Source organism: Microbacterium sp. 69-7, assembly GCF_001897985.1.
GTDB lineage: Bacteria > Actinomycetota > Actinomycetes > Actinomycetales > Microbacteriaceae > Microbacterium > Microbacterium laevaniformans.
Genome location: NZ_MKRU01000085.1, coordinates 50,841 through 71,681 on the forward strand (window position 1 = coordinate 50,841; position 20,841 = coordinate 71,681).

Here is a 20,841-nt window from a genome sequence, read left to right on the forward strand (position 1 = left end):
TTCCTCCTCCTGGATTAGTGGACTAATTCACTATACGCCGACAGATGCCCAGTTTGCTACTCTTTCGCAATGGCTTGGTATCAGAAGTCGCCCAGCGGCAAGTACCGCGGGCTCTACCGCGGGCCCGACGGCAAGACTCGCTCAGCAGGAACCTACCCGTACTGGGAACAGGCGCTTGCGAAGGCGATCGATGCCGAGGAGGCGGCGAACAAGCCGGGATGGCGCGACCCGAAGGCGGGCGGCCGCGCGTGGGGAGACTGGCTCGACGAGTGGTGGCCGAAGCGCAATGTGGCCCCGGGGACACTGCGCCGGGACATGTCACAGGTCAACAACCACATCCGCAAGAAGTGGGAGAAGGTGCCGCTCGCCAACATCACTCGCTACGAAGTGAAGGCATGGGCCGCCGAGCTTGGCGCGTCGGGTCTCTCGGAGTCGAGCGTCTACCGAATCGTCAGCATCTTCGCCGCCTCCCTGTCGGCGGCCGTGGATGCGGAGATTCTGTCCACTAACCCCGCCTACCGGCTTAAGCTGCCGAATGGCGAGAAGGACATCGTTCGGTACTTCACCCGCGCTCAGGTCGACCGCTTCGTCGACAACACCGAAGCTGAGCGGGACAAGGCGCTCATCTCCCTGCTCGCTGGCACTGGCCTGCGGTGGGGGGAGGCCGTGGGGCTTATGCCACACCGTTACAACCCTGTACGTCGGATCATTCGAGTAGCGGAGGTGTGGGACACGCGCACGAAGCAGATGCGCCCGTACCCGAAGTCTCGAGCCATCCGGGACGTTCCCGTCCCCGCGTGGGTGGCGGAGCGACTGGATCCATTCGCCGAGAACGCTCGGGACCGAATCTTCCCCGTGCAGCTCTCACTGTGGCGAAAGACCGTCTGGGCGCCGCTCGACACCGGTGGTCGAGTGCACGACCTTCGCCACTCCTACGCCTCCTGGTTGCTCCAGTCGGGGATGGCCATCTCAAAGGTCTCGCTGCTCCTGGGCCACTCATCGATCGCGGTCACCGAGCGCTACGCGCACCACGGAGATCTGGACTTCGGCGACGTGCTCAAGGCGCTCGAGTGAGTAGCGAATGTGTAGCCGCACCCCTCCACAAGATGCCACTAACCGCACCCCGCTCGAACGCCAAAACCGCGAAAAGACGCGCAACATGCGACCTCGCGCACAGTTCGCAACAAGCCAGTTTGCCCCCTTTTCTCAGTTGGTGAGAGCGCACGACTCATAATCGTGAGGTCGCGGGTTCAAGCCCCGCTCCCGCTACCAAAAACCCAGATCAGCCCCGGACAGTCCGGGGCTGTTTTGCGTTTTGGGCGGTGGGGCTCGTACGCCGCCCCGAGGCACGGTTCGCAGCACGCGACGAGTGCATGTCCGAGCCCGGCGATAACATGAACCGTTCCCACCCGGCCCGTAGACGGAGCCTCTCATGCTCGGAAAACTCCTCGTCCGCTATCTCTGGACGTACAAATGGTGGCTGCTGGGCGTGCTCGTCTTCCAGTTCGCCTCGGCGATGGCTTCTCTCTACCTGCCGCGCCTGAACGCCGACATCATCGACAAGGGTGTCGCCGCGGGCGACACCGGCTACGTCTGGTCGCGGGGCGGCTTCATGCTGCTCATCGCGCTGGGGCAGATCGTCGCCTCGGTCATCGCGACGTTCTTCGCCGCGCGCGCCGCGATGAGCGCCGGACGCGACATCCGCCGCGACGTCTACGACAAGGTCAGCGGCTTCTCCGAGCGTGAAGTCTCGTCGTTCGGGGCGGGAACGCTCATCACTCGCAACACCAACGACGTCCAGCAGGTGCAGATGCTCGCGATGATGGGCGCCACCATGCTCGTCACCGCGCCGCTGCTGGCCATCGGCGGCGTCATCATGGCCGTCCAGCAGGATGCCGCGCTCAGCTGGCTCATCGCCGTCGCGGTGCCGACGCTGCTCGTGATCGCCGGTTTCATCATCAGCCGCATGGTGCCGTTGTTCCGCGAGTATCAGGGCAAGCTCGACGGCGTCAACCGCGTCATGCGCGAGCAGCTCACCGGCGTGCGCGTCGTCCGCGCGTTCGTGCGTGAACGCATCGAAGAGGCCCGGTTCCGCGTCGCGAACACCGACATCATGGTCGTCGGACGCAAGGTCGGCTCGCTGTTCGTGCTCATGTTCCCGCTGGCGATGCTGGTGCTCAACCTCACCGTCGTCGGCGTCATCTGGTTCGGCGGCATCCAGGTGGATGCCGGTGACGTGCAGATCGGCACCCTCTTCGCCTTCATGCAGTACGTCGGTCAGATCCTCATGGGCGTGCTCATGGCGACGTTCATGACGATCATGATCCCGCGCGCCGCGGTCTCCGCAGATCGCATCGGAGAGGTGCTCGACTCGACCGATGCGCTGCACCGCCCGGCGCGACCGGTCACGCAGTTCCCCGACCTCGGCGCCGTCGAGTTCGACGACGTCACCTTCAGCTACCCCGGCGCCGAGGCGCCCGTCCTCGAGAACATCTCGTTCCGCGCCGCCCCCGGCCAGACCGTCGCCATCGTCGGATCGACCGGTTCGGGCAAGACGACGCTCGTCTCCCTCATCCCGCGACTGTTCGACGTGACCGGCGGCACCGTGCGCGTCGGCGGCGTCGACGTGCGCGAGGCCGACCTCGACGAGATGTGGCGGGGTATCGGCTACGTCCCGCAGCGCGCGTTCCTGTTCACGGGCACGGTCGCCAGCAACCTCCGCTTCGGACGCGAGGACGCGACCGACGACGAGCTGTGGCAGGCGCTCGAGATCGCCCAGGGGCGCGATTTCGTCGCCGAGATGGACGGCGGCCTCGATGCGCGCATCGCGCAGGGCGGCACCAACGTCTCGGGTGGTCAGCGCCAGCGCCTGTCGATCGCTCGCGCCATCGTGCACCGCCCGCACGTGCTCGTGTTCGACGACTCGTTCTCGGCGCTCGACGTCACGACCGATGCCCGGCTACGCCAAGCTCTCTGGCGCGCGTTTCCCGAGGTGACCAAGATCGTCGTCGCCCAGCGCATCTCAACCATCGCGGATGCCGACGTCATCGTCGTCCTCGACGACGGGCGCATGGTCGGCATCGGCACGCACGAGGAGCTTCTCGCCGCAAACGACACGTACCGAGAAATCGTCGAATCGCAGTTGGGAGTCGACGCATGAGCGCGCCGAACACCGCCGCCCTCTCCGAAGAGGAGCGCGAAGAACTCGAGCTTGCCGAACAGGCGCGGCTCAACTCCGGATCCTGGGATTCCGTTGCCCCCGGCAAGGCCGCCAACTTCGGTCGCAGCTTCGTGCGGATGATCGGCCTGCTCGCCCCGTACAAGTGGGCATTCGGGTTCGTCTCGGTGCTCGGCGCGGTCGGCGTCGTCCTCGCCGTGATCGCGCCGAAGGTTCTCGGTGAAGCCACCAACATCCTCTTCGAGGGCGTCGTCTCGGCATCCCTCGCTGCGCAGTTCCCCGCGGGCGCGAGTCAGGCCCAGGTCGTCGACGCCCTGCGCTCCGCGGGGCAGAACGACATCGCCAACATCGTCTCCGCGATGCACGACTTCCAGGTCGGCGCCGGCGTCGACTTCGAGCGTCTGAAGTCGGTGCTCGTCGCTGTTCTCGCGATCTACGTCGTATCGGCCGTGCTCACCTGGCTGCAGGGCTACGTCATCAACGTGATCATGGTGCGCACCATGTGGCGGCTCCGTGAGTCGGTCGAGGCGAAGATCAACCGTCTGCCGCTGTCGTACTTCGACCGGGTGCAGCGCGGCGAGCTCATCTCGCGCGTGACGAACGACATCGACAACATCACCCAGACCATGCAGCAGTCGCTGTCCACTGCCGTCACCAATGTGCTGACGGTCGTCGGTGTGCTCATCATGATGTTCTCGATCTCGTGGCAACTCGCGATCGTCGCCCTCATCGCGCTGCCGCTGATGGGCGTCATCTTCGGAGTCATCGGCCCGAAGTCGCAGAAGGCCTTCGCGACGCAATGGCGCAAGGTCGGCCGGCTCAACGCACGCGTCGAGGAGTCGTTCTCCGGTCACGCGCTCGTGCGCGTGTACGGCCGCGAGAAGGATTCGCGAGAGAAGTTCGAGCAGGAGAACGAAGAGCTCTACCAGGCCGCGTTCAAAGCCCAGTTCCTGTCGGGCCTGATGATGCCGGCGATGATGTTCATCGGAAATCTCTCCTACGTCGGCATCGCCGTGCTCGGCGGTCTGATGGTGGCCTCCGGCCAGCTGCGGCTCGGCGACGTGCAGGCCTTCATCCAGTACTCGCAGCAGTTCACCCAGCCGCTGTCGGAGCTCGGTGGCATGGCCGCCGTCGTGCAGTCCGGAACGGCCTCGGCCGAACGCGTCTTCGAACTCCTCGACCAGGACGAGCAGGAGCCCGATGCCGCCGACGCGCCCGCCCTGCGCGAGGGACGCGGCGTGATCGAGTTCCAGAACGTCGCGTTCTCGTACAGCCCCGACAAGCCCCTCATCCGCGACCTGTCCTTCCGCGTCGAACCGGGCCAGACCGTGGCGATCGTCGGCCCGACCGGAGCCGGTAAGACGACGCTGGTGAACCTGCTGATGCGCTTCTACGAGCTCGACGGGGGCCGCATCCTGCTCGACGGACAGGACATCTCCGAGCTCACCCGCGACGATGTGCGTTCGCGCACCGGCATGGTGCTCCAGGATCCATGGCTGTTCGCCGGAACGATCCGCGAGAACATCCGGTACGGCAACGAGCAGGCCTCCGACCTCGAGATCGTCGAAGCCGCTGTCGCGACCCGGGTCGACCGCTTCGTCCACTCCCTTCCCGACGGGTACAACACCGTGCTCGACGAGGATGCCGCCAACGTCTCGGCGGGGGAGAAGCAGCTCATCACGATCGCGCGTGCGTTCGTCGCCGAGCCGAGCGTGCTCATCCTCGACGAGGCGACGAGCTCGGTCGACACCCGCACCGAGCTGCTGCTGCAGCACGCGATGTCGGCGTTGCGCGAAGGACGCACGTCCTTCGTCATCGCGCACCGCTTGTCGACGATTCGCGACGCCGACCTCATCCTCGTGATGGAGCACGGCGACATCGTCGAGAAGGGCAGCCACGACGAGTTGATCGCCGCGGAAGGCGCCTACTGGCGTCTTTACCGCTCGCAGTTCGAGCAGGCCGCCGCCGGCGCCGACGACCCGACCCCCGAGGCCGGCGGCGGGACCGACGCGTGAGCGGCGGTGCGCCCGCGACGCCCGCCCGGCGCCGCGACATCCGCTTCGTGTTGGCTTGCATCGGGGTCGGGCTTGCTGCCGGACTGCTGTCGGGGCTGTTCGGCGTCGGCGGCGGCACGGTCATCGTGCCGATGCTGGTACTCCTGCTGCGCTTCGACCAACGGCTGGCCGCGGGCACGTCGCTCGCGGCCATCGTGCCCACGGCATCCGTCGGTGTCGTCTCCTACGCCGTTCACGGGTCCGTCGCGTGGATCCCGGCGCTCATTCTCGCCGCCGGCGCCGTCGTCGGCGCGCAGATCGGCTCCTGGCTGCTCGCACGCACCCCGCAGAACGCGCTGCGCTGGGGGTTCGTGGGCTTCCTCGTCATCGTGATCGTGATGCTGTTCATCGTCGTCCCCTCGCGCGATGCCGCACTCGAGCTCACGGTCGCATCCGGCATCGGCTTGGCGGTGCTGGGGCTGTTCACGGGCGTGATGGCGGGGTTGCTGGGTGTCGGCGGCGGGGTGATCGTCGTGCCCGCCCTCATCTTCCTCTTCGGTACGAGCGACCTCATCGCGAAGGGAACCTCGCTGCTCATGATGATCCCGACCGCCATCTCGGGCACCGTGGGCAACGTCAAGCGCCGCAACGTCGACCTGGTCGCCGCCGCGCTCGTCGGCGTCGCCGCCTGCACGACGACGGCCCTCGGCGCCTGGATCGCCACGCTGCTGTCGCCCCTGGTCGCCAACATCCTCTTCGCGTGCTTCCTCACCTTCATCGCCGCGCAGATGGCGGTGCGGGCCCTTCGCGCGCGCCGCGCGCGCTGACGCGTTCATCCGTCCCGAACCGACGCCACGGCGGGTTTGATGCGGCGCCTGCGGACGGACGAGCGGGCAGCGCCGTCGATAGGATCGAGTGGTGTCAGTGAATCCTGAGCTGGTGGGTCGTGTCTTCCCGCCGACCGCTTCCTATCTCGTGGGCCGCGAAAAGGTGCGCGAATTCGCGCGGGCCGTCTTCGCCGACGCCCCCCAGCACCTCGACCCAGCCGCCGCTCAGGCGCTGGGTTACCGCGACGTAGTCGCACCGCCCACCTTCGCGATGGTCGTCCAAGACCTCACGATGCAGCAGCTGCTGGCCGTCGAGGACTCCGGCATCGCTCTGGAACGTACCGTGCACGCCGAGCAGCGCTTCCACTACAGCCGTCCCATCGTCGCCGGAGACGAGCTCACCGCGCAGCTCAGCATCACCGGCATCCGCCCGTTCGGCGCCGGAGCGATGGTGACCAGCGAGGCGGAGATCACCGACGCCGACGGCGCCCACGTCGTCACCGCGACATCCGTTCTGCTCATCGGAGGCGAGGTCTCATGACATCCGCAACCCTGGAGGTCGGCACCGTCGTCGCCGAGCGCACCGTGCACCTGACCCGCGAGTCGCTGGTGCGCTACGCGGGCGCCTCGGGTGACTTCAACCCCATTCACTATCGCGACGACGTCGCCGAACGCGTCGGTCTGCCCGGGGTCCTCGCGCACGGCATGCTCACGATGGGCCTCGCCGTCGAGACCATCGTCGAGTGGCTCGGCGACGCCGGACGCATCGTCGACTACGGCGTGCGCTTCACGCGTCCCGTCGTGGTGGATGCCGAGGATGGTGCCGACCTCTTCGTCTCGGCCAAAGTCGGCGCCCTCGACGACGAGGCCGCCCGCATCGACCTCACCGTCACGTTCGGCGACACGACCGTGCTCGGCAAGGCGCAGGTGCGCGTGCGCCACCAGTCCTGATGGCCGAGATCACGCCGGTCCCGCTCGCCGACCTGACGACCCTGCGTGTCGGCGGCACGCCCCTGCGCATGGTCGAGGCCCGCACCCGCGACGAGCTCATCTCGGCGCTGCAGGAGGCGTGGTCGCAGGGGGAGCCGTGGCTCGTGCTCGGCGGCGGCTCGAACCTGCTCGCCGGTGACGAGCCCTTCGACGGCACCGTCGTGCTGGTGCGCACCTCCGGCATCCAGCGTGTCGAGGGCGCTCGGGAGGGTCACGTCCGCCTGCGCGTCGAAGCCGGTCACAACTGGGACGCCCTCGTCGAGTACACGGTCGCGGCCGGGCTGGCCGGCATCGAGGCCATGAGCGGCATCCCCGGCTCAGCCGGCGCGGCGCCCATTCAGAACGTCGGCGCGTACGGGCAGGAGATCGTCGAGACGCTCGTCGAGGTCGAACTGCTCGACGAGGCCACCGGCGAGGTGGAGACCGTCTCGGCCGACGCGCTCGGCTTGGGCTTTCGCACGTCGGTGCTCAAGCAGCACTACGGTCGGGGCGCCGAGCGCTCCGGCGTCATCGTCTCGATCACCCTCGAACTGCAGGACGTCGGTGCCGGCGACGTTTCCGTGCGCGGCGCTCAGCTGCGTCAGGCGCTGCGCCTGGCTCCGGATGCCGCGGTGTCGCTCCGGTGGATCCGCGAGACGGTGTTGGCGACGCGGGCTGCCAAGGGCATGGTGCTCGACGACGCCGATCCCGACACCCACAGCGCCGGATCCTTCTTCCAGAACGCGATCGTTTCGGCATCCTTCGCGCGCACCCTTCCGCCCGAGTGCCCGCGCTGGCCGATGGCCGTGGAGATCGAACCGGTCACCGTCATCCCCCTGGCCGCCTTCGACGGCGTCGTGCCTCCGCCGGTCTCTGTGCAGCCGGATGTCAAGGTCAGTGCGGCCTGGCTGATCGAGCACTCGGGTCCCGGCAAGGGCTTCCGGCTGCCGCGCTCACGGGCGGGATTGTCGACGAAACACGCGCTTGCTCTCACGAACCGCGGCGGAGCGACGGCCGGCGAGGTCGCGGAACTCGCGCGTTACATCCAGCACCGTGTGCAGTCCGAGTTCGGTCTGCTGCTGCAGCCCGAACCGGTTCTGGTGGGCGTCGAGCTGTAGGGCTCCCGCGCTGCGTCAGCCTTCGTGCGTCTCGACGTCGCCGTGGCGGCGCGGTCCCGGCGCGGCCTCTGCCGGCTCGGGTCGCGGCACTTCCCGCAGGAACGGGACGAGCGGCATGAGCATGCGCACCCAGACGATGCGGGCCGCTGGAAAGACGCCCAGCGCCCACCCCACCGATGCGAGCGCGTCGGTGGGGTAGTGCACGCCGAGGATCGCGACGGAGAACACGACCACGACGACGGCGATCGTGCCGAGCACGATCGCAGGCCGGTGCCAACGTGTGCCCTTCAGCATGAGCACCAGGGCGAGCACCAGCGCGGTGACGAAGGCGACGTGTCCGCTGGGATACGACGGATCGACCGGCATCTGCGCCACCGGGTGCGGCAGCAGGGTCGCGTCCGGACGCGGCCGACCGACCGCGATCTTGACGATGTCGGACGGGATCCAGGTCAGCGCGATCGTGCCGGCGAAGGCGATCGCCAGCGCCATTCGCCCGCTCAATGCCCACACGATGGAGGTGACGATCACGGTGATGACGATCGCCGGCACAGGAGAGAACAGGTCGTACACGAGGGCGGTGACCTGGCCGAGGCCGTTGATGTGCCAGCCGTTCATCGCCCGTGACAGATCCGCGTCGATGGGCGCGGCGCGCAGAGCCAGTCCGGCGCTGATGAGGAACACGATCGTCGCCAGCCCGACGACCAGCTTGGTCGCCGGGTGCTCTGACGGTGCGAGCAGCGCGTTGCGGCGGCGGCGCGATCTGCGCGACGCCACGAGGAGGGAGGATGTCGACGGGCGCATGGAGTCCGATCGTTCTCCGTCCAGCTATGTGCTGTCTGAGTGTGCGGAGGTCGCGGATCAGTCGAGGCCGAACAGCTTCTGCAGGCGCTGGACGCCCTCCAGCAGCTGGTCGTCACCGAGCGCGTAGGACAGGCGCAGGTATCCCGACGGGCCGAACGCCTCGCCGGGAACGACGGCGACCTCGGCCTGGTCGAGGATGAGATCGGCGAGCTCGAGCGAGGTGTCGACCCGCGTGCCGTTCCACTCCCGTCCGAGCAGGCCCGTCACGTCCGGGTAGACGTAGAACGCGCCGAGCGGGTTGGGCACCGTGACCCCCGGGATCTTCGCGAGCTCCGACACGATCAACCGACGCCGACGGTCGAAGGCCTGACGCATGTCCTCGGCTTCGGTCTGCGGTCCGGTGAGCGCGGCCAGTGCGGCGCGCTGCGCGACGTTGTTGACGTTCGAGCTCAGGTGCGACTGGAGGTTGCCGGCGAGCTTGATCGCGTCGGCGGGGCCGACCATCCAGCCCACACGCCAGCCGGTCATCGCATAGGTCTTGGCGACCCCGTTGACGAGGATGGTCTGTCCGGCCAGCTCCGGCACCGCGTCGACGATCGAGACGGCCCGCGCGCCTTCGTAGACGAGGTTCTGATAGATCTCGTCGCTGATCACCCAGATGCCGTGCGCGAGCGCCCACTCGCCGATCGCCTTCGTCTCCTCGGGTGTGTAGACCGAGCCGGTCGGGTTGGAGGGGGAGACGAAGACGAGCACCGTCGTCTTGTCGGTACGGGCGGCCTCGAGCTGGTCCACGGTGACCTTGTAGTCCTGGTCGGCGCCGGCGAAGACCTCGACCGGGATGCCGTCGGCCAGCGCGATCGCCTCGGGATACGTCGTCCAGTACGGCGCGGGCAGGAGCACCTCGTCACCCGGGTTCACGACCGCTTGGAAGGCCTGGTAGACGGCCTGCTTGCCACCGTTGGTCACGATGATCTGCGACGGGGCGACCTCCAGGCCCGAGTCGCGGAGGGTCTTCGCGGCGATCGCCTCGCGCAGCACGGGCAGGCCGGCGGCGGGCGTGTAGCGGTAGTTCGCGGGGTCGTGGAGGGCGTGCGCGGCGGCATCCACGATGAACTGCGGCGTCGCGAAGTCGGGCTCGCCGGCCGCGTAGGAGATGACGGGGCGGCCGGCCGCCTGCAGGGCCTTCGCCTTCGCATCGACCTTGAGGGTCGCGGACTCGGCGATGGCAGACAGCTTGCGGGACAGGGGAGCGCGTTCGGTCACAGGCAAAAGCGTAGTGGTCCCGGCCACCGGCGGCACGGACCTGGCTCGCACGGAACGACGCGGCGCGGGTGCGCTAACGTGACGACGTGACCGGAGATGCCCGTGCCCGCCCGCCTCGCCGTCTCTCCGGTCTCTGGGGGCTGGCGCGCCTGGGTTTGGCCACGCTCTGCGTCGGCACCGCGACGGGCTTGGCGGTGCTGCTGCTCGTCTGGATCGTCCACTCCGTGGAGCACCTGGTGTGGGGAAGCGCCGAGGGGTCGTTCCTCGACGGGCTCGCGCTGCCGTCGCCGTGGTGGCTGCCGATCGTCACCCTGAGCGCGGCCGGCGTGATCGCGGCGATCGGCTGGTATCTGTTGCGCCGGTTCGGCCGACGGATCTCGAGTGTCGAGGAAGGGGTCGCCGGAAAGCGGATGCCGGCGCTGGAGACCGCCGCCGACACGGTGATCCAGGTGACGTCGGTGGCACTCGGTGCGTCGATCGGCAAGGAGGTCGCCCCGCGCGAGCTGTCCGCGATGGCCGGATCGAAGATCGTCGGCTGGTTCCGCATCGATGCGCGCTGGTCGATGATCCTGGTGGCCTCGGCGGCCGGCGCCGGACTCGCCGCCGTCTACAACGTGCCGCTGGCCGGCGCGCTGTTCGCGATCGAGATCCTGCTCGCCCGCTTCAGCGCCGGGGCCGCCGTCGTCGCCCTGTCGATCAGCGCGATCGCGACGTTCGTCGCCCGACCGCTCGTCGCCGACGACTCCCTGTACCACGTCGACGACGTGAGCGTCACGCCGTCGCTGCTCGTCGCCGCTGTGCTCATCGGCCCGCTCATGGGCTGGACGGCGACGAGCTTCTCGGCCGTCACCGCCCGCCTGTCACGACGGCGGCCCACCGGGTGGAAGCTGCTCCTCGTCCTGCCCGTGACGTTCGCCGCGGTCGGCGTTCTCGGTGCGTTCTTCCCCCTCGTCCTCGGCAACGGTCGGGCCCTGGCGACGGCCGGCTTCGACCACGCCCAGCCGGCGCTGCTGCTGATCGCGCTCGCCGTCATGAAGTACGTCGCCACCGCGGTCTCGCTCGGCTCCGGGGCGGTCGGCGGCACGCTGCAGCCTTCGGTCGCGATCGGCGCGGCCCTGGGCGCGGCGGCGGCCGCCGGCTGGGCGCTCATCTGGCCGGGAGCGGACGGTACCGCGCTCGCCGTCGTCGCCGCCGGCGCATTCCTCGCCGCGAACATGCGAGCACCGTTCACGGCCATCGCGCTGATCATCGAGTTCACCGGCACCGGCCTCACGCTGCTGCTGCCGATCTTCCTCGCCGTGGCGGGCTCGCTCGCGGCATCCCGTCTCACGACCGGCGGCGGCCTGCGTCGTTTCGCGCCGATCGACCCGGGTCGCGAGTAGTCCGCGGCTCAGGCCGGCCAGCTCGACAGCATGCGGTCCAGGCCGTCGAGCATGCGGGAGAAGCTGTCGGAGACGTTGGCCGGAAGGGCGAAGCCGCCCCCGTTCTCGAGTGCGCAGAACCCGTGCAGGGCGGCGCGCAGAGCACGTGTGGCGTCGATCAGCTGATCGTCGGCGATGTCATAGCCGCGCAGCGTCGCCGAGACGACCTGCTGCACCTGCGCGGCGGCGAGGGCATGCGCCTCCTCGCGCGCCTCACCGGGCAGCGGTGCGCGCTGGGTGGCCGCATATCGTCCCGGATGCCGCAGTGCGTACCCCCGATAGGCGTGCGCAAGACTCTCCAGCGCCGCCGTCCGGGACACCCCGATGGCCGCGACCCGCAGTTCCTGGGCGAGCTCACGCGTCGCCTCGGTGGCCACAGCGGAACGCAGCACCTCGAGCGAGGCGATGTGCTTGTAGAGGCTCGGCACCTTCACGCCGGCGCGGCCGGCGATCTCGGCGAGGGTGAGGCCGTCGAGCCCGAGCTCGTCGATCGTCTCCAACGCCAGCGTCACCACGGCATCGCGCGTGAGGCCGGCCCTAGGCACCGGCCACCTCGCGACAGAACGCGACCAGGGCGGGACCGACCTGCTCGGGCTGCTCGGCCTGCGGGTAGTGGCCGGCGCCTTCCACGAGCGTCACGCGCGCGCGCAGCTGCTCGCCGATCCACTCCGCTTCTTCCCTCGGATCGCTGAAGTCGGGGTCGGCGGTGCCCATGATGACCAGCGCCGGTGCCGACACCTCGGGGATCCGCCTCTCGGCGAGGCTGTGGTCGGTGCGGGTCGTGCGCGCGAACGCGGCGGTGGCGCCCGGGCGCGACATCGCCGCGCGGACCGCCGCGCGGTGCTCGGCGAAGTCGGCGGGCCGGCGGCCGGGGTAGAGCTGGGGCAGGTAGGCAAGCCAGGCCGCGCGGGCCCACGGCCGGAGCATCAGCAGGCGGAACGTTGCGGCGGCGAACGGGTTGGTCGGCGCGTTGCGGACGAACGGGCCGACCAGACCCAGGCCGCTGACGGCGGCGGGCTCCTCGGCGGCCGCCCAGACGGCCGCACCGGCGGCCATCGAGTTGCCGACGACGACGGCGGGGCCGCTGAGATGCGCGATGAGCGCGAGGATGTCGGTGCCGGCCGCGACGTCGTCGTACGTCGTGAACGTCGCATCCGACTCGCCGTGACCGCGCAGGTCCATGACGGCGACGCGGAACCCGGCCTCACGCAGAGCGGGGACGGTGTAGCGGTAGCTCGCGGCGATCTCGCCCATGCCGGGAACGCACACGACGAGCGGGCCGTCACCGCTCACGCGGTATGCGATGCGACCTTCCGGCCGATCGAGGTGATGGACATCCAGCCGGGCGAAAGCAGCTGACGGGGAGGACATGGTTGTCATAGCCATAAAGCTAATAGCAGTAGCCAACTCTGTCAACGTCCTTCCTGCAGCGCGCGACAGTGGGGGTGGATGCCGCGGCATCCACCCCCACTGCGCGACGCGGACCGTCAGTCGGTCAGGTAGTCGGCGTAGGCCCCGAGCGTCAGGAACGTCGGGAAGTCCTCACCGAGGGCGACATCGCGGAAGATCGCCGCCGCGTCGTCGAACCGGTCGCCGTCCTGGCGCGGCACCTCGGCCAGGACCTGCGCGATGAGACCCTCGATGTACTCGCGCGTGATGCGGGTGCCGTCGTCCGTCGTGCGGTCCTGGTGGATCCACTGCCACACCTGGCTGCGGCTGATCTCGGCGGTCGCGGCATCCTCCATGAGGTTGTCGATCGCGACGGCCCCGAGCCCCCGCAACCACGCCTCGATGTAGCGGATCGCCACTGACACGTTGCCGTACACGCCCGCCGCCGTGACCGGCAGTCCGATGTGCACGTCGATGAGCTGCGAGGCCTGGACGTTCACCTCGGGCCGCTGGCGGTCGATCTGGTTGGGGCGCTCGCCGAGCACGGCGTCGAACTCCGCCTGCGCGACGGGGATCAGGTCGGGGTGGGCCACCCACGTCCCGTCGAAGCCGTCGCCGGCCTCGCGCTTCTTGTCGGCGGCGACCTTCTCGAACGCCTGGGCCGTCACCTCCGGGTCGCGTCGGTTGGGGATGAAGGCGCTCATGCCGCCGATCGCGAAGGCTCCGCGCTTGTGGCACGTCTTCACGAGCAGCTCCGTGTAGGCCCGCATGAACGGCACCGTCATCGTGACCTGGCTGCGGTCGGGCAGCACGAACCGCGCGCCCCGGCCGCGGTAGTTCTTGATCATCGAGAAGATGTAGTCCCAGCGGCCGGCGTTCAGGCCCGCGATGTGATCGCGCAGCTCGAACAGGATCTCCTCCATCTCGAAGGCCGCCGGCAGCGTCTCGATGAGCACCGTGGCACGGATGGTGCCGTGCGGGATGCCGAGGTAGTTCTCACTGAAGGTGAAGACGTCGTCCCAGAGCTTCGCCTCCTCCGCCGACTCGATCTTCGGCAGGTAGAAGTAGGGGCCCACGCCGTTGTCGATCAGACGCTGCGCGTTGTGGAAGAAGTACAGGCCGTAGTCGACGAGCGAACCGGATGCCGCGAGGTCGCGACCGGCGCGGTCGGTGTAGCGGATGTGCTTCTCGACCAGGTGCCAGCCGCGGGGACGCATCACGATCGTGGGGGTCTGCTCGGCGGTGACGCGGTACTCCTTGCCCTCGGGGCTCGTGTACGACAGCTGTCCGCGGATCGCGTCGAACAGCGAGAGCTGACCTTCGATGACGTTGCGCCAGGTGGGGCTCGTGGCATCCTCCTGGTCGGCCAGCCACACCTTCGCGCCCGAGTTGAGCGCGTTGATCGTCATCTTCGGGTCGGTGGGGCCGGTGATCTCGACGCGGCGATCCTCCAGTCCCGGACCTGCCCCGGCGACCTGCCACTCGGCATCCTCGCGGATGTGGGCCGTGTCGGAGCGGAACTGCGGGTCGTGCCCGTTGCCGATCTCGAAACGGCGCCGCATCCGGTCGGCGAGGCGGTCGTGACGCCGGCCGGCGAAGCGGACGTGCAGCTCGGCGAGGAACGCGATGGCCGCGGGGGTGAGGATCTCCTCGTAGCGGTCGCGGATCGGTCCCGTGATGGTGATGGTCGATGCGGGCGCGGTGCCCGTGGCGGTGGGAGTCATGGCCCTGCTCTTTCTGTGTCGGTGGGTCGCGGGGTGGTGCTCAGTGGAACTGTTCGGCCTCAGTGGATCCCACCAGAGCCAGGGTCGCGCTGTCGGGGTTGAGCGCCGTGGAAACGAAGTCGAAGTAGCCGGTGCCCGCCTCGCGCTGGTGCTTGGTGGCGGTGTAGCCGCGCGATTCCGCAGCGAACTCGGCTTCCTGCAGCTCGACGTACGCGCTCATGGCGCGCTCGGCGTAGCCGGAGGCGAGATCGAACATCGAGTAGTTGAGGGCGTGGAAGCCGGCCAGCGTGATGAACTGGAACTTGTAGCCCAGGTCGGCCAGCTCCTGCTGGAAGGTGGCGATCTGCTCGTCGCTGAGGTGACGCTTCCAGTTGAAGCTCGGCGAGCAGTTGTAGGCGAGCATCTTGCCGGGGAACTGCTCGTGGATCGCGCTCGCGAACGCGCGGGCCAGCTCGATGTCGGGCTCTCCGGTCTCCACCCACAGCAGGTCGGCGTACGGCGCGAACGCGAGCCCGCGGCTGATGACCGCCTCCAGGCCCGGGCGCACCCGGTAGAAGCCCTCGCTCGTGCGTTCTCCCGTGGTGAACTCCTGGTCGCGCGGGTCGACGTCGCTGGTGAGCAGGTCGGCCGCCAGCGCGTCGGTGCGGGCGATGATGACGGTCGGCACGCCGGCGACGTCGGCGGCGAGCCGAGCCGCGTTCAGGGTGCGGATGTGCTGCTGCGTGGGCACCAGCACCTTGCCGCCGAGGTGGCCGCACTTCTTCTCGCTGGCCAGCTGGTCCTCCCAGTGGATGCCGGCGGCACCCGACTGGATGAGCGACTGCGCGAGCTCGTACGCGTTGAGGGGGCCGCCGAAGCCCGCCTCGGCATCCGCGACGATGGGGGCCAGCCAGTCCTGCGTGAGGGTGCCTTCCGCGTGCTCGATCTGGTCCTGGCGGATCAGGGCGTTGTTGATGCGGCGGACGACGGCAGGCACGGAGTTGGCCGGGTAGAGGCTCTGGTCGGGGTAGGTCTGTCCGGCGAGGTTGCCGTCGGCGGCGACCTGCCACCCCGAGAGGTAGATGGCCTTCAGGCCCGCACGTACCTGCTGCACGGCCTGGCCGCCGGTGTAGGCGCCGAGCGCGCGGATGTAGTCCTCGGTGTGCAGCAGGTTCCAGAGGTTCTCGGCGCCGCGGCGGGCGAGGGTGTTCTCCTCGCGCACCGACCCGCGCAGGCGGATGACGTCCTCCGCGGTGTAGGTGCGCTGAACGCCGTCCCAGCGCGGGTCGGTGTCCCAGATCTCCTGCAGCTCAGCGGCGGTCTGCGTCTGGTCGCCGGCGCGCAGTGGCGGCTGACCGGGGGTGGCCTGGATCGTCATGGTGCTCTCCTTCATCGGATGCCGGGGCGATGCCGGCGGTGGCTCGTGTCTCCACTTTGGGTGAAGTTCGAGGCCAGGAGTAACCAAATCGGGAGTGAAGATTGATCGAACTTCACGTTCTGTGACACAATCCCGGACATGACGAACATCGATGTTCCGTTGACGGCGACGACCACAGAGCGCGAGGACGAGGCCGATGCGCTCACGATCGGCCGGCGCATCCGTCAGCTGCGCACGGCGCGCGGGATGACCCTCGACGAGCTCGCGGCAGCTGTCGAGCGGGCACCGAGTCAGCTGTCGATGATCGAGACGGGAAAGCGCGAGCCCAAACTCACGCTTCTGCGCGCCATCGCCAAGGCGCTCGGTGCGACGGTCGACCAACTCCTGGAGGCGGAGCCCCTCGATGAGCGCGCCACGCTCGAGATCGCCCTCGAGCGCGCCATGAAGGGACCGACGTTCCGCGCGCTCGGGATCGAGCCGTTCCGCATCGGCAAGACGATCCCCGACGACGCCCTGCGCGCGCTGCTCGCGCTGCAGGGCGAGATCGAAAGGCTCGGTGACGAGCGCTCCGCCACCCCCGAGGAGGCGCGTCGCGCGAACGTCGAGCTGCGTCACCTCATGCGGCGCCAGGACAACTATTTCGCCGAGCTCGAGGAGCACGCGCGCGCCATCCTGCGCGCCGTCGACCACCCGGGTGGCCCGCTCACGCAGCGCACCGCATCGGACATCGCCGCCCATCTGGGCTTCTCCCTGCACTACGTCGCCGACCTGCCGGCCTCGACGCGGTCGGTCGCCGACATCAAGCACGGGCGGCTGTATCTGTCGAGCACGGTGCCCGCGAAGGGCGACTCGCGCACCGCCGTGCTCCAGGCGCTCGCCAGTCGCATCCTCGGGCACGCCGAGCCGCGCTCGTACGCCGAGTTCCTGCGTCAGCGGGTGGAGACGAACTACCTGACCGGGGCTCTCCTGATCCCCGAAGACCACGCGGTGCCGGTCTTGCTGGACGCCAAGTCGCGGCGCGCGCTGTCGATCGAAGATCTCCGCGACGCCTACTCGGTGTCGTACGAGACCGCGGCGCATCGCTTCACCAATCTGGCGACGCGGCATCTCGGCATCCCGGTGCACTTCTTGAAGGTGCACGAGTCGGGCACCATCACGAAGGCCTACGAGAACGACGACGTCAACTTCCCGGCCGACCGGCTGGGCTCGATCGAGGGGCAGTTGTGCTGCCGGCGCTGGACGAGCCGCGCCGTCTTCGACATCCCCGACAAGTTCAATCCGTACTACCAGTACACCGACACCGGCAACGGCACGTTCTGGTGCACGGCCCGGGTGGAGACCTCCAGCGAGGGGGCCCATTCGGTGTCGGTGGGCGTGCGCTTCGACGACACGAAGTGGTTCGTGGGGCGCGAGACGACCAACCGCGGCGTCTCCCGCCACGCGGTCGAGGTGTGCTGCCGTCGTGCTCCCGCCGAACTGGAGTCGCAGTGGCGCGATCAGGCGTGGCCGAATGTGCGCACGCCCCGGACGCTGCTGGCGACCCTGCCGACCGGTGCGTTCCCCGGCGTCGACACGACCGATCTGTACGAGTTCCTCGAGGCGCACGCGCCGCGCGGCTGAGGTGCTCGCTGCGCTGCGCTGTGGTGGGGTGTGGGCCGCTCAGACCACGGCGTTCCAGCGCAGACGCGGGGTGGCGGAATCCACCTCGTCGAGGACGGCCGCGGGCGAGGCGACCGGGAACGTCGTGATCAGTCGCTGGATGCCGCCGTTGATCAGCGCGTAGGCGAGGGCGGAAGGGCCGGATGCCGCGGCGCGCCCCACCGCGATGACGGCTTCCGTGTCCTGCACCGGGCGGCTCGACGGCGCAGGTGCTGCGCTGGGGCGTGTGGCCGCAGGCGCAGCCGGTGTTCCTGTCGTTCTGGCTCTACCGGTTCGAGATCAACGTGCGCTCGTCTGCCGTTCTCGGTCTCATCGGGGTCGGCGGCATCGGCGATATGCTGACGTCCTACACCCAGTACCGGGAGTGGTCCACCGTGGGGATGCTGCTCATCGTGGTGATCGTCGTCACGATGGCGATCGACGCGGCGAGTGGAGCGCTCCGCCGGCGAATCATGGAGGGTCCGCGTGCCCGTTGACGCGCCGACGACGGTGCGCATCGCCGCGATGCGCAACGGCCTGCAGCCCACCGAACGGCGGGTCGCCGACATCATCGTGGCCGAGCCCGACGCGGTCGTGGAGCTCACCGCGCAGCAGCTGGCAGACCGCGCCGGCGTCGCTCGCTCATCGGTCGTGCGGGCGTGCCAGTCGCTGGGCTGCCGGGGCTACCCGCAGCTGCGTGTCGCCTTGGCGGCCGAACTCGGCGCCCAGCCGCCCCGCGACACCGATCACGGCGACGGCCCGCTCGGCGAGCTGCGCGCCGCCCTCGCGCGCACCGCGCAGTCGTTGACCACGGCGGTGAGCCTGATGAGCGCCGACGACGTCTCGTCCGCGGTCGCCGATGTCGCCGGTGCCTCACGCCTGCTGGTCGTCGCCAATGGCCTGTCGGCTCCCGTCGCGAGCGATCTGGCGATGCGCCTGACCGCGGTCGGTCGTCCCGCCGAGGTGATCGCGGATGCCATCGCGCAGCAGATCGCGGCGCGTCAGCTGTCGGCCGCCGACGTGTGCATCGTCGTGAGCGGCTCGGGAGCGAATGCCGCGAGCGTGCGGGCGGCCGAGGCGGCCCGCAGCGCCGGTGCGCGTGTGCTGGCCCTGACCTCCTTCGCGTCCAGCCCGCTGGCCGACCTCGCCGACCGTTCGCTCGTGATCACCCCGACCGGAGTGAGCTTCCGCGAGGAGCTGGCCCACACATCGCGGGTGGCGCACGCCGCCTTTGTGGAGGCGTTCGTGGATGCCGTCGCGAGCGCACTGGGGGAGCGCGCCCGCGTCGTGCGGGCGCACGTGCTCGGCATCCTCTCGGACAACCTCGACGACGGCACCGCCTGACCCGCGCTCGTCGCTCCGTCCGCGAGAAACCGCTCTCGCACCGAGAAACGCCGCGCGCAGCGGTGTCTCGGTGCGTCGGTGGTGTCTCGCGGGCGGGAGGTGTCGCTGGTGGGGGTTGCGCAGAAACCGCACACATGTAAGGTTTCTTGCGCGGCTCCGACACCGCGGAGCGCTTTCGACGAGGAGAGCACCCCATGAAGCACACCCTCGCGGCATCCGCCGCCATCGCTGCACTCGTGATCGGGGGCATCGCCGCCGCGGCGCCCGCCACGGCGGCACCACCGCCAGGCCCGGGGCATCCGGGTCATCCGGGTCATTCCGGCGGCCGAGACGCCCGCGAACTTCTGCGCTACGCGACCGACACGTGGACGTCGATGGCGGCGATGGCCCACCCCGACACCGGGCTGGTCGACGACAACATCGAGGGCGATCTCGATGCGGCATCCGCGTCGGGCTACACGTCGCCGACCAACATCGGTGGGTACCTCTGGTCGACGGTGACGGCCCGCGACCTCGGCATCATCACCCCCGACGATGCCCGACAGCGGCTGACGACGACCATCACCACGCTCGAGCACATGGAGCGAAACCCCGGCAGCGGAATGTTCTACAACTGGTACGCGCCGGCCACGGGAGCGAAGCTCACGATCTTCCCGACATCGGGCGACACGATCCACCCGTTCCTGTCGACGGTCGACAACGGCTGGCTCGCGACCGCCCTCCGCGTCGTGCGCGAGGCGGAGCCGTCCCTGCACGATCGTGCCGACGCGCTGTACCGGTCGATGGACTTCTCCGCGTTCTTCGATCCGGCCGGTGCCTCGGGGCTTCCCGCCGGCACGAACCGGGGCGGGTTCTGGGAGGCGCCTCCCGGCGACGGATGCGCGGTAGCCGCGCCCATGTACAACGGCAGCGGCGAGACGGCCTATTACACCTGCCACCACTACGACACGACCGTCGGTGAGAGCCGCATCGCGACCTACCTCGCGATCTCGGACGGCGCCATTCCCGCGACGGGTCTCTACGGCACCCACCGCACGATGCCGCCTGGCTGCGATTGGGCCTGGCAGGAGCAGCTGCCCACCGGGACGACCCGCACCTACGACGGGGTCGACGTCTACGAGGGCACGTACTCCTACGACGGCATGTCGTTCGTGCCCAGTTGGGGCGGCAGCATGTTCGAGTCGCTCATGCCCGACCTGTTCATCCCGGAGGCGCAGTGGGGTCCGCGCTCCTGGGGACTCAACCACCCCATCACGGTCGAGGTGCAGAAGGAGCACGGCCTGAAAGACGCGAAGTACGGGTATTGGGGCTTCTCCCCGGCGAGCGATCCGTTCGGGGGCTACTCCGAGTACGGCGTGGATCTGGCCGGCATGCGCAGTGACGGCTACACCTCCGACCGCGAGAAGACCGACGTTGACATCGACCGGCCCGGTTGCCACACCGGCACCAACCCTGATCCGACGTTCGGCGACGGCGTCGTCACCCCGCACGCGTCCTTCCTCGCCCTGCCGTACGACCACAAGGGTGTCATGGACAACCTCCGCAAGATCGAGCGGAAACTCGGCGCCTACGGTCCCGGCGGCTTCTACGATGCGGTCGCCGTGAAGAGCGACACCATCGCGAAGCGCTACCTCTCGCTCGACCAGTCGATGATCATGGCAGCGATCGGCAATGCGCTGACCGGTGACTCCCTCAAGGGGTACGTCGTCGACGACGCCATGGAGCGCACCCTGAAGCCGGCGATCGCCCAGCAGGTGTTCGGCTCGTCGTGGGGGCGTCCGCATCACTGAGCCGTAGCGTGGATGCCGGGGAGGAACC

At 69.1% G+C, this 20,841-nt stretch carries 18 protein-coding genes and 1 pseudogene; 12 read left to right on the forward strand and 7 right to left on the reverse strand.

Annotated features, from left to right (window positions below; genetic code table 11):
• Window positions 1–69: 69 nt before the first annotated feature.
• From BGN98_RS08835 to BGN98_RS08865, 7 genes are all read left to right on the forward strand, one after another.
• The gene (locus BGN98_RS08835; protein ID WP_288120922.1) at window positions 70–1,074 is read left to right on the forward strand and encodes a tyrosine-type recombinase/integrase; all 1,005 of its coding nucleotides are present in this window, start codon (window positions 70–72) and stop codon (window positions 1,072–1,074) included.
• Window positions 1,075–1,432: 358 nt separating this feature from the next.
• Window positions 1,433–3,160, forward strand: a complete 1,728-nt coding sequence (locus tag BGN98_RS08840) for an ABC transporter ATP-binding protein (RefSeq protein WP_288120923.1) — start codon at window positions 1,433–1,435, stop codon at window positions 3,158–3,160.
• Entirely contained in the window at window positions 3,157–5,193 is a 2,037-nt protein-coding gene (locus BGN98_RS08845) for an ABC transporter ATP-binding protein (protein WP_061682552.1), read from the forward strand. The genes BGN98_RS08840 and BGN98_RS08845 overlap by 4 nt, the downstream gene beginning before the upstream one ends.
• On the forward strand, window positions 5,190–5,999 hold the full coding sequence (locus tag BGN98_RS08850; protein ID WP_288120924.1) for a sulfite exporter TauE/SafE family protein: 810 nt from the start codon (window positions 5,190–5,192) through the stop codon (window positions 5,997–5,999). Before BGN98_RS08845 ends, BGN98_RS08850 begins: the two co-directional genes overlap by 4 nt.
• Before the next feature lie 91 nt (window positions 6,000–6,090).
• Window positions 6,091–6,540 carry a MaoC family dehydratase N-terminal domain-containing protein gene (locus tag BGN98_RS08855; protein WP_061682556.1) on the forward strand — a complete coding sequence of 150 codons (450 nt, stop codon included), beginning with the start codon at window positions 6,091–6,093 and terminating at the stop codon, window positions 6,538–6,540.
• On the forward strand, window positions 6,537–6,950 hold the full coding sequence (locus tag BGN98_RS08860; protein ID WP_061682558.1) for a MaoC/PaaZ C-terminal domain-containing protein: 414 nt from the start codon (window positions 6,537–6,539) through the stop codon (window positions 6,948–6,950). Before BGN98_RS08855 ends, BGN98_RS08860 begins: the two co-directional genes overlap by 4 nt.
• Window positions 6,950–8,086, forward strand: a complete 1,137-nt coding sequence (locus BGN98_RS08865; RefSeq protein ID WP_061682560.1) for a UDP-N-acetylmuramate dehydrogenase — start codon at window positions 6,950–6,952, stop codon at window positions 8,084–8,086. Before BGN98_RS08860 ends, BGN98_RS08865 begins: the two co-directional genes overlap by 1 nt.
• A 15-nt stretch (window positions 8,087–8,101) precedes the next feature.
• On the opposite strand, the gene BGN98_RS08870 is transcribed toward BGN98_RS08865, so the two are convergent.
• A complete protein-coding gene (locus BGN98_RS08870; protein WP_288120929.1) occupies window positions 8,102–8,887 on the reverse strand; it encodes a phosphatase PAP2 family protein in 786 nt (261 codons plus the stop codon).
• A 57-nt stretch (window positions 8,888–8,944) separates the two neighbouring features.
• Window positions 8,945–10,150, reverse strand: coding sequence for a pyridoxal phosphate-dependent aminotransferase (locus BGN98_RS08875; protein WP_197461911.1), 1,206 nt, complete (start codon window positions 10,148–10,150; stop codon window positions 8,945–8,947).
• Between the two features lie 86 nt (window positions 10,151–10,236).
• On the opposite strand from BGN98_RS08875, the gene BGN98_RS08880 reads away from it, so the two are divergent.
• Window positions 10,237–11,532 carry a chloride channel protein gene (locus tag BGN98_RS08880; RefSeq protein WP_061682565.1) on the forward strand — a complete coding sequence of 432 codons (1,296 nt, stop codon included), beginning with the start codon at window positions 10,237–10,239 and terminating at the stop codon, window positions 11,530–11,532.
• A gap of 8 nt (window positions 11,533–11,540) precedes the next feature.
• Here the strand turns inward: BGN98_RS08880 and BGN98_RS08885 are convergent, their stop codons facing one another.
• The 4 genes from BGN98_RS08885 to aceA all read right to left on the reverse strand — a co-directional run bounded on the left by BGN98_RS08885 (window position 11,541) and on the right by aceA (window position 16,041).
• Window positions 11,541–12,116, reverse strand: coding sequence for a TetR/AcrR family transcriptional regulator (locus BGN98_RS08885; protein WP_061682567.1), 576 nt, complete (start codon window positions 12,114–12,116; stop codon window positions 11,541–11,543).
• Complete coding sequence (locus BGN98_RS08890; RefSeq protein ID WP_061682569.1) at window positions 12,109–12,951, reverse strand: alpha/beta fold hydrolase; 843 nt, start codon at window positions 12,949–12,951, stop codon at window positions 12,109–12,111. Before BGN98_RS08890 ends, BGN98_RS08885 begins: the two co-directional genes overlap by 8 nt.
• 107 nt (window positions 12,952–13,058) lie before the next feature.
• Window positions 13,059–14,684, reverse strand: a complete 1,626-nt coding sequence (gene aceB / locus BGN98_RS08895) for a malate synthase A (protein ID WP_061682571.1) — start codon at window positions 14,682–14,684, stop codon at window positions 13,059–13,061.
• 40 nt (window positions 14,685–14,724) lie between these two features.
• Window positions 14,725–16,041 (reverse strand): isocitrate lyase, encoded by a 1,317-nt coding sequence (aceA, locus tag BGN98_RS08900; protein ID WP_036287574.1) that lies wholly within the window; start codon window positions 16,039–16,041, stop codon window positions 14,725–14,727.
• A 138-nt stretch (window positions 16,042–16,179) separates the two neighbouring features.
• On the opposite strand from aceA, the gene BGN98_RS08905 reads away from it, so the two are divergent.
• Window positions 16,180–17,661 (forward strand): helix-turn-helix transcriptional regulator, encoded by a 1,482-nt coding sequence (locus tag BGN98_RS08905; RefSeq protein ID WP_061682572.1) that lies wholly within the window; start codon window positions 16,180–16,182, stop codon window positions 17,659–17,661.
• Window positions 17,662–17,700: 39 nt separating this feature from the next.
• Here the strand turns inward: BGN98_RS08905 and BGN98_RS08910 are convergent, their stop codons facing one another.
• The gene (locus BGN98_RS08910) at window positions 17,701–17,889 is read right to left on the reverse strand and encodes a hypothetical protein (RefSeq protein ID WP_288120934.1); all 189 of its coding nucleotides are present in this window, start codon (window positions 17,887–17,889) and stop codon (window positions 17,701–17,703) included.
• Here BGN98_RS08910 and BGN98_RS08915 point away from each other — a divergent pair.
• From BGN98_RS08915 to BGN98_RS08925, 3 genes and pseudogenes are all read left to right on the forward strand, one after another.
• A pseudogene (locus tag BGN98_RS08915) lies at window positions 17,886–18,176 on the forward strand (ABC transporter permease family protein); the annotation flags it as partial. The gene BGN98_RS08910 and the pseudogene BGN98_RS08915 overlap by 4 nt on opposite strands.
• Complete coding sequence (locus BGN98_RS08920) at window positions 18,166–19,023, forward strand: MurR/RpiR family transcriptional regulator (protein ID WP_061682574.1); 858 nt, start codon at window positions 18,166–18,168, stop codon at window positions 19,021–19,023. The pseudogene BGN98_RS08915 and the gene BGN98_RS08920, both read left to right, overlap by 11 nt.
• A 194-nt stretch (window positions 19,024–19,217) precedes the next feature.
• Window positions 19,218–20,813: a glucoamylase family protein gene (locus tag BGN98_RS08925; RefSeq protein ID WP_061682576.1), complete on the forward strand. Its 1,596-nt coding sequence runs from the start codon at window positions 19,218–19,220 to the stop codon at window positions 20,811–20,813.
• The last annotated feature ends 28 nt before the right edge of the window (window positions 20,814–20,841 follow it).